Source organism: Shewanella sp. 38A_GOM-205m, from assembly GCF_000518445.1.
GTDB classification, from domain to species: domain Bacteria; phylum Pseudomonadota; class Gammaproteobacteria; order Enterobacterales; family Shewanellaceae; genus Shewanella; species Shewanella algae.
On sequence record NZ_JADP01000033.1, the window covers coordinates 41793 to 54665 of the forward strand.

12 protein-coding genes are annotated in these 12873 nt (G+C 52.8%); 3 read left to right on the forward strand and 9 right to left on the reverse strand.

What is annotated here, in order from left to right; all coding sequences use genetic code 11:
• Positions 1–23: 23 nt before the first annotated feature.
• Both queA and N512_RS24445 read right to left on the reverse strand, forming a co-directional pair.
• Positions 24–1061: a tRNA preQ1(34) S-adenosylmethionine ribosyltransferase-isomerase QueA gene (gene queA / locus N512_RS0116665; RefSeq protein WP_028781042.1), complete on the reverse strand. Its 1038-nt coding sequence runs from the start codon at positions 1059–1061 to the stop codon at positions 24–26.
• Positions 1062–1119: 58 nt separating this feature from the next.
• Positions 1120–1281 carry a hypothetical protein gene (locus N512_RS24445; RefSeq protein WP_156029248.1) on the reverse strand — a complete coding sequence of 54 codons (162 nt, stop codon included), beginning with the start codon at positions 1279–1281 and terminating at the stop codon, positions 1120–1122.
• Positions 1282–1427: 146 nt separating this feature from the next.
• Between N512_RS24445 and N512_RS0116675 the strand changes: the two genes are divergently transcribed.
• Together N512_RS0116675 and N512_RS0116680 are read left to right on the forward strand one after the other, a co-directional pair.
• Positions 1428–2021: an acyl carrier protein phosphodiesterase gene (locus N512_RS0116675; RefSeq protein WP_028781043.1), complete on the forward strand. Its 594-nt coding sequence runs from the start codon at positions 1428–1430 to the stop codon at positions 2019–2021.
• A 99-nt stretch (positions 2022–2120) separates the two neighbouring features.
• Positions 2121–2774 carry an RluA family pseudouridine synthase gene (locus tag N512_RS0116680; RefSeq protein ID WP_028781044.1) on the forward strand — a complete coding sequence of 218 codons (654 nt, stop codon included), beginning with the start codon at positions 2121–2123 and terminating at the stop codon, positions 2772–2774.
• A 97-nt stretch (positions 2775–2871) separates the two neighbouring features.
• On the opposite strand, the gene N512_RS0116685 is transcribed toward N512_RS0116680, so the two are convergent.
• The 7 genes from N512_RS0116685 to N512_RS23215 form a co-directional block, all read right to left on the reverse strand.
• Positions 2872–3207 carry a hypothetical protein gene (locus N512_RS0116685; protein ID WP_224866361.1) on the reverse strand — a complete coding sequence of 112 codons (336 nt, stop codon included), beginning with the start codon at positions 3205–3207 and terminating at the stop codon, positions 2872–2874.
• 353 nt (positions 3208–3560) lie between these two features.
• Positions 3561–4781, reverse strand: a complete 1221-nt coding sequence (sstT, locus tag N512_RS0116690) for a serine/threonine transporter SstT (protein ID WP_025012087.1) — start codon at positions 4779–4781, stop codon at positions 3561–3563.
• Positions 4782–4922: 141 nt separating this feature from the next.
• On the reverse strand, positions 4923–5819 hold the full coding sequence (locus tag N512_RS0116695; RefSeq protein ID WP_028781045.1) for a chemotaxis protein: 897 nt from the start codon (positions 5817–5819) through the stop codon (positions 4923–4925).
• Between the two features lie 75 nt (positions 5820–5894).
• Positions 5895–7412, reverse strand: a complete 1518-nt coding sequence (locus tag N512_RS0116700; RefSeq protein WP_028781046.1) for a phospholipase D family protein — start codon at positions 7410–7412, stop codon at positions 5895–5897.
• An 84-nt stretch (positions 7413–7496) separates the two neighbouring features.
• Positions 7497–7958, reverse strand: a complete 462-nt coding sequence (locus N512_RS0116705) for a phosphatase domain-containing protein (RefSeq protein ID WP_028781047.1) — start codon at positions 7956–7958, stop codon at positions 7497–7499.
• Between the two features lie 88 nt (positions 7959–8046).
• Complete coding sequence (locus N512_RS0116710; RefSeq protein WP_081737192.1) at positions 8047–8616, reverse strand: methylated-DNA--[protein]-cysteine S-methyltransferase; 570 nt, start codon at positions 8614–8616, stop codon at positions 8047–8049.
• A 106-nt stretch (positions 8617–8722) separates the two neighbouring features.
• The gene (locus N512_RS23215; RefSeq protein ID WP_037475341.1) at positions 8723–10336 is read right to left on the reverse strand and encodes a DNA-3-methyladenine glycosylase 2 family protein; all 1614 of its coding nucleotides are present in this window, start codon (positions 10334–10336) and stop codon (positions 8723–8725) included.
• Between the two features lie 278 nt (positions 10337–10614).
• On the opposite strand from N512_RS23215, the gene N512_RS0116720 reads away from it, so the two are divergent.
• On the forward strand, positions 10615–12444 hold the full coding sequence (locus N512_RS0116720) for an ABC transporter ATP-binding protein (RefSeq protein WP_028781049.1): 1830 nt from the start codon (positions 10615–10617) through the stop codon (positions 12442–12444).
• Positions 12445–12873 lie beyond the last annotated feature (429 nt).

Below are 12873 nucleotides of genomic sequence, written 5' to 3' on the forward strand. Positions count from 1 at the left end.
GTATTTTAAAACAAAAGTCGTAATCAGTGAGCTTTTTTAGTCACAAACATGGCATCACCGTAACTGAAAAAGCGGTATTTTTCGGCAATCGCGTGCCGATAGGCGTTCATCACCTCATCAAAGCCGGCAAAAGCACTGACCAACATGATTAGAGTCGACTCCGGCAGGTGGAAGTTGGTGACCATGGCATCCACTACCTGAAACTCATATCCGGGATAGATGAAAATATCTGTATCCCCTTTGAAGGCCTGCAGTTCGCCTTCACTGGCGCGGGCTGCGCTCTCGAGCGAGCGCACCGAAGTGGTGCCAACCGCGATCACCCGTTTCCCGGCCGCCTTGGTGTTGTGGATTTTTGTCACCACCTCGGCCGGCACTTCGGCCCACTCAGAGTGCATCTTGTGTTCCAGTACGTTATCAACCCGCACCGGCTGAAAAGTACCGGCGCCAACATGCAGGGTCACAAAGGCAATATCCACGTCTTTGGCTTTCAGCTCGGCCAACATATTGTCATCAAAGTGCAAACCGGCTGTCGGCGCCGCAACCGCACCCGGGGTTTGGTTATAAACTGTCTGATAGCGCTCTTTGTCGGCATCTTCATCAGGACGGTCTATATAGGGTGGCAACGGCATATGGCCTACCTGCTCAAGCACTTCAAGCACACTCGAACCGGATACCAGTTCAAGTTCAAACAGCGCATCGTGACGCGCTCTCATCAGCATCTTGAAGTCGCCATCGAGTAAAATTTCACTGCCTTCTTTCGGCGACTTGGAGCTGCGCACATGAGCCAGCACCCGCTTATCATCCAGCATCCGCTCCACCAGGATTTCCAGCTTACCGCCGGTTGCCTTCTGCCCGAACAGGCGCGCCGGAATAACCCGGGTATTGTTGAATACCATGAGATCGCCTGGCTGAACCAGGTTCAACAATTCGGTGAAGCGGCAGTCGCTAAGGGCCCCGCTGTTACCATCCAGAGTCAGTAATCTGGACGCACTGCGTTTCTCCATAGGGAACTTGGCAATCAGTTCCTCTGGAAGATCGAAAGAAAAGTCTGCTACACGCATGAATGGGCCTCGGCTTAGCTGGAAACGGCGGCTAGTCTAGGGATTTGAGGCGTTAAGATCAAGGCTCCAGCGGTTCGTTTGCCGTTTCGGCAAGGGGCTTGTTGTCATCGAAGGGCTCGCGCCGATATTCGAGTTGCTCGAATGGAATGTCCACCTCGACCCTGCGTCTCTGGGGCCGTGGCGTTTTGTTGATAAGTTTATTGAACCAGTCCCACATCATCCTTGATCCTCTGCGTCACCGAACGCTAAGCGTAGCATCTTATTTCACTGAGCAAAAAGAGAACATTCATCGAGGCGCCAGAGACTGTTTTCATTTGCCGGCTTGTCATGGTAACTTGAGGGCGAATTCGACACCCAGTAGCCAATATGAACTTCCTTGCACACCTGCATCTGGCCGATATCAGCCAAACCTCTCTCGGCGCCAATCTCGCCGGCGACTTTGCCAAAGGCAATATCCAACAGTTTCCCAAACATTTGCAACAAGGGCTCTGGCTCCACAGACAGATAGACAAGTTGACCGATAGCCACGAGTTAACCCGCGAGTTAGTGCGTACTTTCCCCAAGCCGCTTGCCAGAGTGGCACCTGTACTGATGGATTTGGCCTTTGACCATATGCTGGCCAAATACTGGGAGGAATATCATCATCAACCTTTAGCTGCCTTTTGCAACAAGGCCTACGAGAGCCTAAGGCAAACTCCCTCCCTACCCGAAGGCTTAACCAAACTGGCGCCAGTGATGGAACAGCAGAATTGGCTATTGAGTTATCAAAGCCGCCAGGGACTCAACAGTGCGGTGACAGGCGTGAGTCGCCGCCTTTCAAAACCTGAGCTGTTCAACGGCGCCCAACAGGCGCTGCAAAAACTCGATACCGAAATTGAAATCGCCTTTCGAACCTTTTACCCGCAATTGATGGCTTACAGCCGGATATGGGCCAGAAAGACCCCGGCAGAATTTCTCTGATTGAAGCAAAGTGCCAACTGCCACGTTCGGTGAACCCACAAAGCCACTTTTGCCGGGCCTATGGCTTTGTTAGAATTGCGCCTTCACGAAGGAGAGTTCATGCAAGTTTTTGAGTACCGCCCACCGGCCCTGCCCTGGCTCGATATCCGCTATCTGGATCGCGATATTATTATCATCAACAAGCCATCCGGGCTGTTGTCCAACCCTGGTCGCGCCGCCGTAACCCATGACTGCGCCCTCACCCGCTTGCAACGCCTGTATCCGGAAACCATATTGGTGCACAGGCTGGACTGCGCCACCTCAGGGATCATGGTTTTCGCCCGCAACAAGGCCGCCGAGTCCAGTCTCAAGACTCAGTTTCAAGAGCGGCAAAGCGATAAGCTGTATGTGGCCGAGGTGGCAGGACATCTTGAACAGCCAGCCGGTGTTATCGACTTGCCTCTGGCACAGGACAAGGCCAACCCACCTCTGCAGCAAGTCTCGGAGCAAGGTAAGAGAGCGGTCACTCACTACAAGGTACTTGAGCGCCGCGAAGATTCCAGCCTGGTGGCATTGCAACCGGAAACCGGCCGGACTCACCAGCTCAGAGTCCACATGCTCGCATTGGGGCATCCGATTTTAGGGGATGATTTCTATGGTGGGTGTGAGATTGAAAATGCCCGTCCGCGGCTCTGTCTGCATGCTGCCAGCCTGGCATTTTGCCACCCTTACTCGGGCGCCGAGATGCATTTTGTCAGCCTGTCACCTTTCTGACCCTTGCAAGGCTTGATAAAGAAAGCCTTAGAAAAAACAGCTAAAGAAAACGCCCGCTAAGCGGGCGTTTTCTTTTCAAGACTTAGTCAAACTGCTATCAGGCACTCATCACAGATTTGGGTTCCAGACTGAAGCTATCGCCTCCTTCGGTGCAAAACTGCAGCTTGCCCTCTGCGGTTAAAATAAAGTACTCACCAAACAGGTTACCACCCATATCTTCCAGACATAAACCGGCATTGGTCTGTTTGGACTTCATCTCATCCACGCTGTGGCAACCATCGCTGAACCAGGTTTCCAGAAACAGCTTGCCACCTTCACGATACAGGGTCAGTTCTTCACCACTGCCGGGGCGACTATCCTGCCAACAACCAAGAAATTCTCGCTGTTGTTCGTTCTGTCGGTGCAGACGCTTGCGCTTTTCTACTCCTGACATATCCATACCCTTAAACCATGTCAGCCCAGCCTCTTTGGCTGACCCCAAATGCATGACATTAAGCATAGAACTCATAGTGCCCCTTTACCCGGCCAAAAGTAACAGAAAAGTGAAAAATTTGATTCCAAATCATTAAAAACCAATGAGTTAGAATGAAATCTCTCTAATGTGCGCAGTGTAGCCCAGTGAGAAAATAAAAGCGTGATCAAGATCACTTATTGCGGCTAATTTAAGCAATTTATGAAATGACTCACACAATGCCCTTCCCGTCGGCCGTTTAAACGGTCACACCATGGCAAATGGGGGCCAAAAACAAAGGGCGGCCCCGAGGCCGCCCTTTATCTTCAACAATGTTAGCTTAGCTTGCGCTCTTCGGCCTGGCAGACTGCCGCGGTAAACAACACATCGGTGGAAGAGTTCAGCGCAGTTTCGGCCGCATCTTGAATGACCCCGATAACAAAGCCAACAGCCACCACCTGAATGGCGATGCTGTCGCTGATGCCAAACAAGCTACAAGCCAGAGGGATCAGCAGCAGTGAACCACCGGCTACCCCGGAGGCACCACAAGCCGACACAGCGGCCACCAGGCTCAACAGCAAGGCGGTAGGCAAGTCGACACTGGTGCCTGTGGTATGCACAGCTGCCAGGGTCAGTACGGTAATGGTAATTGCCGCGCCGCCCATGTTGATAGTGGCCCCCAGAGGAATAGAAACCGAATAGGTGTCTTTATGCAGTTTGAGGCGCTCACACAAGGCCATGTTCACCGGAATATTGGCGGCGCTCGAACGGGTAAAGAAGGCGGTTACGCCGCTCTCTCTCAGACAAGCGAACACCAGCGGGTAAGGATTGCGTCTTGTCTTGTAGAACACCAAGAGCGGATTCACAACCAGGGCTATGATAGCCATGCTTCCCAGCAAGACGCCGAGCAGACGGCCATAATTGTACACTTCCTCAAAACCGCTCTCGGCAAAGGTCACGGCCACCAGACCGAAGATGCCTATCGGCGCCAAGCGGATAATAAAGCGCACCATCTGTGAGATCCCATGACTGACATCGGCAAAGACCTGTTTGGTCGAATCACTGGAATGATGCAGTGCCAATCCAAGACCAATACCCCATGCCAGAATACCGATATAGTTGGCATTCATCAGAGCATTGACTGGGTTGTCGACCAATTTGAACAACAGGGTATTAAGAACTTCCAGAATACCTTGCGGCGGCGACAATAACTGTTCAGGCGCCCTGAGCTTGAGTGTGGTGGGAAACATAAAGCTCATTACCACAGCTGTAAGTGCCGAGGCAAAAGTACCGAACAGGTACAAGGCGATAATTGGCCGCATATTGCTCTTGGTATTTTTCTTCTGATTGGCAATCGATGCCGCCACCAGCAGAAATACCAGGATCGGTGCTATCGCCTTAAGCGCGCCGACAAAAAGATCTCCAAGGAAAGAAACGCTCTTTGCCCATTCCGGAGCAAAGTGTGCGAGCCCCATGCCCGCGATGATCCCCAAAAGGATTTGCAGTACAAGACTGCTCTTGGCCAATCGGGCCAAAAGTAAAGAAGATTGGTTCATTGCCTGACCTGTCGTTATTATCTTTCTGGCACCAGTGCCACAGGAGTTACGTTTTTAGCGGATGAAACCGCTAATGTCTAGCTTTGAAGCCTATTTGTGTCGTCTGGATAACCCTGAGCACGCATTTTGGCAACAGCGATGTCATTTTTGACTATCTTGTGCAATTTGGGCGCCTCTGAGCATAGCTTCGATGAGTTCATGGGCATCGAACTTGGTGAGGGCTTCGTTGGCACCTACCTGGTGCGCCTGGCTGACACTGATCTCACTGGAAAGCGAGGTATGCAGAATAATATAAGCTCCGGCGAGTGCCGGTTTGTCTCTCACCTCAAAGGCGAGTTCATAACCATCCAGACCCGGCATTTCGATATCGCTCACCAGGAGATCCACAGGGCGCTTTTCGGCCGCGGCCTTTTCCATGATGGCCAAAGCCTGAGCACCGTTTGAGGTGACTTCATAGGGGATATTTATGGAGTCCAGCGCATCGGACAGTTGCTTTCTGGCCACCTTGGAGTCGTCCACCAGCAAGATCCGCAGCGGTTTCAACCTTTCCCTTTGCACATCGGTCAGCATGGCCACACTCTGGGCCGCAATCGGGAAAATCTTCGACAGCAGCAACTCAACATCCAGCAGTTGTACCAGCTTATTGTCGTAGCGTGTCACCCCGGTCAGATAGGCATTACGTCCCAGGTTATCCGGCGGTGATTCAATATCTCGCCAGTTACATTCGAGGATCTTGTCTATGCCGCGAACCAGAAAGCCTATCTCCATCCGCTGACAATCTGTGATGATGATAAAACAGCTCTTGCGCTCCTCCGCGGTGACCGGGCGATAACCAACGGCCGCCGCCATATCCACTACGGGAATAGTGTGTCCTCTGAAGTTTACCGCACCCATCACAGCTGAATGAGATTGGGGGATCTGGTTTAGAGGCATATAAGGTACCAACTCACGGATCTTCAAGGTGCCGATGGCAAACAGCTGGCTTGCCGACAGATGAAACAGCAGCAGTCCCTGAGATTGATTGGCCTTACTCTTCATAACAACACCATAACAGACAATAAGTTAAACGCTTCAGGATAACACAGGCTTGAACCTATGGTGGCCTACTGCAGTTCACAATTGCGACTCAATAGGCAAAAGGCTGAGGATATCGGCACTGAGACGGCGCCAGAAACCGGCGGCAGGCTCATTATAGAACACCTCTTGTTTGGCATCGTCGTGCCACACCAGCTCATCCTCCTCCAGCGCCAATCGGTAAGCATTGCGCAGTAAGGCGCCGCCCAGCTGCCGCTGCATGTGTTCAGCAAGCTTGGGCTGATGTAGCAGAATTCCCATTTCAGTATTGATCCAGGCAGAGCGGGGATCAAAATTGAACGAGCCGACGAACACATCTTTATCGTCCAGCACAAAAGTTTTGGCATGTAAGCTGGTGCGTGAGCTGCCGCGCCATGAAGAAGGCTTATGGTCAGGGTCGGCCTTGACTTCATAGAGGCTGACACCGGCTTCCAGCAGTTGCCTACGATACTTCTTGTAGCCGGCATGCACGGCCACTACATCTGTGGCAGCCAGGCTATTGGTCACCACAGTAACCTCAATACCATTGGCTACCGCCTGTGCCAGGGCATCGGCCCCTTTGGCTGTGGGCACAAAATAGGGCGAAATGATCAGTATGTTGTTTTCAACCTTGGACAGAAAACGACCGATATCGGCCAGCATCCAACTCTCGGGCTCGGCGCTGCGCAGCTTATCGGGCGGGTCGAACAACACCTTGGCTTCGCCCCAATACCAGTCGAGTTGCTGCTGCTCCATGTTGGTTATCAACTGGCTCTGCAACAGGCGCTGATAATAGGGGTGATCCTGCATCGCCTGCTGCTCCTGCCGCATCTTGGCATCGGCCTGCAGCAGTTTTTCCCGGGTCAGACGCTTGGGCAGCAGCTGCTCAAGTGGAATGGTCAGCGGCGCATTCCAGTAAAGATCAAACTGATCAGAGATAGCCGGTACGGCTTTTCCTATGGCGAGCAAGTCAAAGTCACCGAACTCAAGTTCATCGTTGGCAGAAAAGTACTCATTGCCTATGTTGCGCCCTCCCACCACAGAAACCATGTTGTCCACAGTCAGCGACTTATTGTGCATTCTGTGGTTCAAGCGGGCGAAACTGAACAGCCAAGACAAGCCTCTGAAGGTGCGGGAATATACCGGGTTATAGAGGCGAACCTGAATATTGGGATGATGATTCAAGGCCGCCAGTCCGGATTCGAGCGGCGCACTCGTGGTGTCATCCAGCAGCAGCCTTACCCGCACGCCGCGCTCGGCGGCTTCCAACAGTTGCCACACCAGGGTTTTGCCGGTTTCATCGGCCCGATAAATGTAGTACTGCAGATCGATACTGCTCTGGGCACTGCGAATAAGCGCCAACCTGGCAATAAAGGCATCGACACCTTCGGCCAACGGCAGCACGCCCGTCTGCGATGGGTGGATGGACAATTGAGGTTCCAGATAATCCAGCAAGACAGAACTCTCCGGCGTTGCCAGATAGCTGGAGTCGCTGTAAGCGGGATCCCGTGTCGGCGCCGAGCTACAGGCGCTCAGCAAGGACAAGAGGATCAACAGTATTCCAAACTGTGGCAACATTTTGAATATTCTTCGAAATAGTGAAGAGTATTCAAGCATTAATTCGTTCCGGGATCCAGCATTCCCGCCTCCTGCTCTGGCTTGCTATTCCTGTAAAGCATAGAGCACATCGAACACAAACTGGTCCCAGCCATGGGATTCAAAGGCAGCATCGGCCACCGCTCGAATACGGGCAACCGCATGCAGCGGCGCCACACCATGTTCCATCAGGTAGTAGGCCAGCAACAGGCAAGTACGGTTTTGCCCAGACTCGCAATGAACCAGCCCCCCTAGCCCGGCTGCGCGCTGACGCTTGATAAAGTCGAGCGCCTTGGGCAACTGTTCGACACAGAGTCGTAAATCGGCATCCAGCGGGGTTTCTCCACTCGGCAAAGGGATACAGGCAAACTCAAATGGCGATTGAGGCCAATCGGCCACCACATTTTCAGCCAGGGAAAGAATGGCGCCTATCCCGGAGCGCTGCAGCTCATCGAGATCCCAGTTCTGGCCTGCTGGGCCCCGGCTTCCAGCCAACTCTCCCTCTTCCAGCCAAAAGAGTGGTTGCATCTGTGTTTTCCTCAGTAATACGCGACTTCAATCAGGCTTCAGAATACCTCAAATCGCCAGAGGATTTCGTTGATTTATGCCAAAAAGATTAACTTGGACGACCTGCTTCCAAGTCAAGCAGTTGTTGCTTCATGGCCAGGCCCCAGGCATAACCGGTCAATTTGCCATCCTTGCCTATGACTCTGTGACAAGGCACGATAATCGCTATCGGGTTGGCACCATTGGCAGTGCCGACTGCGCGGACCGCTTTCGGGTTATCAATCTTTATGGCCAGCTCGCCGTAACTGGTGAAGCTGCCGTAGGACAAACCCACCAACGCCTGCCAAACGGTGCGTTGAAAGCGTGTCCCTTTGGGAGCCAAAGGCAACTCGAAGACCTGTCTGGCGCCGGCAAAATACTCCAATAGCTGGCTCTTGGTCTGCGCCAATATCGCCTCAGCCCGCGCCTTTTGCGCCGCATTCGCGCTCGCCAGCGGGATCCGGCGCTCTCTGTCATCCCCCGTCAAAACCGACAGATGTGACAGCCCATGGGGCCCCGCAGCAAGCCATAGCCGGCCCACAGCCGAATCCATGATAAGCTCCGCTACCGGCACCAATTCTGCTGCCGGCCACTCTTTACTCAGCGATACGGCCAAGCTCGGTTTATCTTGTGTATTCATAGGATTAATCCCTTGATTTTATGGCTTTTGAATAGGAGTTTGACCCTGATGCCTGTCACCTCAGCAACCCATCTCAGAGCTCTTCATTCATTGCTATTAATGGGTTCTATGCCGACTGCCAAAGTTGTAGAGTAAGATAACTGCCCCAGGGCGACGCCGCTTCAGTGACACTTTGCAGTAACGCTTGGTAATGGGCCGCACTTTTCTTGGCGTCACTCTTGTTGTCCATACTTTTCTTGTCAGCACTTTTATTGCCTTTATGCTGACCAACTGCACCTTGTTTAGCCGAATCCGGGTTGAGTTGAGCCAAGTTCCCGTTAACCTCGGTCGAGATTGCCGTTTTACCAAGCAGCGTGAGCAGACGTTTACGGATTATCAAGTCGCCGCCGAGCAACACATCAGGATCCGACAACCCGCGCATTCTGGCGTAGGCTATGGTCCAGGGGCCAATCCCTTTCAAACTGAGCCAAGCCTCAGGCTCGGTATCACCATGCTTAAGCTGAAAACGCGCCAACTCAGCCAATGCCGTCTTTCTGCTTGCGGGCATTTTCAACTCGTCAAAGTCCGCCGCCAACATGCTTTCGGGCTCGGGAAAGAAGCTGATTTCGCGCCCGGCGATAACTCGCCTCTCACCTCTGGCAGCCACCAACTGCCCCAACAGTTTTGTGGCTTGGGTAACGCTGACCTGCTGGCCCAGAACAGCCCGCACCCCGGCTTCAAACAGAGAGCCTGCTGCCGGCAGCCTCAGCCCCGGCTCCCAACCAAAGGTGGAGTCTGCCAGTGTGAGAGGTTGCAACACTTGCTCAACCTGCTGCATATCAGCGTCGAGATCCAATATCCTTCTTATCCGATTGACCAATACCGGCAACAAGCTAAGCTCGGCGCCCTCTTCCAATGCGAGGGTAACTGCGACTCTATTTTGCGAGGCCTGCAACTCGGCAAAAAACCAAGCTTTGAACCCGCCTTTGTCGCTGTTGAGTAACAGGCTGCGACCATAGCCCTGGCGGTCATTAAGTTCAAACCACTCCATTCCTGTTACCGCCCGCAGGCGATAGAAATCAAGCAACGCTTGCCAGGCATAAGGCGGCCGGTAACTCAAAAACAGTTGCAGCCTGTTACTGTCGTCCATTTGCGTATCAGCGCTACGTCTGAGCGCCGACGGGGTAAGCTGCAGCTGACTCTGAAACACTTCGTTGAAACGGCGAATACTTGTGTATCCCGCAGCCAAGGCCACCTGCGTGATAGGGAGCCGGGTTTGGTGCAGCAACTGCTTGGCAAACATCAATTGCTGAAACGCAGCGTATTGCTTGGGAGACAGGCCCAACGCTTCGACAAACAGCTTGCGCAGATAACGACTGCTGATCCCGAGGCGCTGTGCCAAGTGCTCGACACCTTTCGCCGACTCGCCGCTCAAGGCGCCCTGCTCTATCAGGGTTACCGCCCGCTCCAGCGTGGTTCTCGTGCCTTTCCAGGCACAGGAGCCGGGCGCACTTTCCGGCCGGCAACGCAAACAGGGGCGCAAACCGTGATTTGCCGCGGCGGCGGCCGAGAAAAAGTAATCGACATTTTCCTCTTTCGGCGCCACCGCCGGGCAGATAGGCCGGCAATAGATCCCCGTCGTCTTCACCCCGATAAAGAAGCGGCCATCAAACCTGGGATCGCGACTAAGTCTCGCCCGGCGACAGGTGTCGGTGCTGAGCTCGGTAAAAATCGTCATCATCTGTTTCGCTATCGTCTATAACCTGGATGCAGATTACCCCGCGAACACGGGGGAAACCAGCGGAAAACGGAACTGAACCCCGAGACCAAACCCAAACTATTGATCCGGAATAATAGCTGCCCTACAGATAAAAATTGGGTATGCTGGAACGGCTTGAATAAAAATCACTCCAGATCCGCAAGGCCCGATGTCTGCCCGCATAACCGGGCAAGAATCATTCTTTGCCAAGAGATAAATCGCCCATAACAGTTTGCCAAGAGAAGGCCATGATAAAGACGTTGTTTTCCCGCTTTGAACACTGGACGGATCCACTGCCGGATATAGATCCATCTCCGCCGCCCAAAGGGCTCTATGCTTTTTGCCGCCACTACACCAAAGGTTTCGAGCGACCGCTGATATTGATGTCAATATTGACCGCGATTCTGGCCATGCTGGAAGTGTCGCTGTTTGGCTTTATGGGGCAGTTGGTTGACTGGCTGGTAGACAAGGATCCACAAACCCTGCTGCAGGATGAAGGACTCAAGTTACTCGGTATGACTTTGCTGGTACTCGTGCTCTTGCCTGTGCTCATCTTGCTTCACGCCTTGATTGTCTACCAAAGTCTGCTGGGCAACTATCCGATGGCCATCCGCTGGCTGGCGCACAAATACCTTTTGAAACAGAGTGTTTCCTTCTATCAGGACGACTTTGCCGGCCGCATTGCCACCAAGGTGATGCAAACCTCTCTGGCGGTGCGGGAAACCGTGATGAAACTCTTGGACGTGCTGGTCTACATAATGGTGTATTTCACCTCCATGTTGGTGATGATAGCCAGTGCCGATATGCGCTTGATGCTGCCCATGTTGGCATGGCTTGCCATCTATATCGGCCTGCAGTGGTATTTCGTGCCCAAGCTGAAAGCCGTGTCTACCGAGCAGGCCGATGCCCGCTCAACCATGACGGGTCGAATCGTCGACAGTTACACCAATATTGCCACAGTCAAACTCTTCTCCCACACCCAACAGGAAGCCGAATACGCTCAGTCGAGCATGAAAACCTTCCTGGATACCGTGCACCGGCAGATGCGTCTGGTCACCGGAATTAACGTCAGTGTGCAGCTACTGAACTATTTCCTGGCCTTTAGCGTGGCAGCCGTATCCATCTGGCTCTGGAGCGACAGTGCCATCAGTGTCGGCGCCATAGCGATCGCCGTCAGCCTGGCGCTGCGCCTTAACGGCATGTCGCAATGGATAATGTGGGAAATCAGCTCACTGTTTGAAAATATAGGGACAGTGGCCGATGGTATGAGCACCCTGTCCAAACCCACCCGCATTCTGGATGCCGAAGACGCCAAAGCCATTTTGGTTGAGCAAGGACAAATCGTTTTCGATAAGGTCAGCTTTCACTATGGAGAACAGAGCGGCGTGCTGGAAGGGCTGGATTTACAGATCAAGCCAGGTGAAAAAGTCGGTCTGGTGGGTCGTTCGGGTGCCGGTAAGTCCACCTTGGTCAATCTGCTGATGCGTTTTCATGATGTGGAAAAGGGAGGAATTCTGATAGATGGTCAGGATATCCGTAAAGTCACCCAGGATTCGCTGCGCGCACAGATAGGCATGGTGACTCAGGATACCTCCTTGCTGCACAGATCCATCAGAGAAAATATTCTTTATGGTCGTCCCGATGCCACGGAAGAGGAACTGGAGCAGGCTATCATTAAGGCCCAGGCCAGTGAGTTTATCGCCTCTTTGACAGATCCGTCGGGAAATACCGGGCTGGATGCCCAGGTGGGTGAACGGGGTGTCAAATTATCCGGCGGTCAAAGGCAGCGTATTGCCATCGCCAGAGTGCTATTGAAAGATGCGCCAATCCTGATCCTGGATGAAGCCACCTCGGCACTCGACTCGGAAGTGGAAGCGGCAATTCAGGAAAGCCTCTATCAATTGATGGAAGGAAAAACCGTTATCGCTATCGCTCACAGGCTATCAACCATAGCCGCTATGGATAGATTGATAGTGCTGGATCAGGGCAAAGTCGTCGAACAAGGCAGCCATCAGGAACTGATCCGCAGCAAAGGGATTTACGCCCAGCTGTGGGCCCACCAAACAGGCGGTTTTATCGGTGTAGACTAAAATATCTATATACCGCCCTGCTTTTCAGCATAGAAAAACATTCCAGGAAGCCATCGTGGCTTCCTGTTTTTTTAAGCCTTCCATATAAAGAGACACTTACCTTGGCTAACTGCGACTTGCTTACTCGAGTAGCGACTTTTTACTCAAGTAGTAACTCGGCGGGTATCCGGGCAAAACAATCTGGCGTATCGGTAATGAGGCCTGAGCCTGATAAGAGCAGTTAATAAGATCTGCATTTTGGGGCCATGTCTCGATACATGGTTGGATAAATACTCTAACAATCCATTCGGGGTTAGAGCGTACTGTTTTGATAGGAAGCAAACGTTGAAGGACAGATAACAAAAAACCACCCTGAGGTGGTTAGTGTTTCTCTTGAAGGAGAATCTTTGGTGGAGCTAGACGGGATCGAACCGTCGACCTCTTGCATGC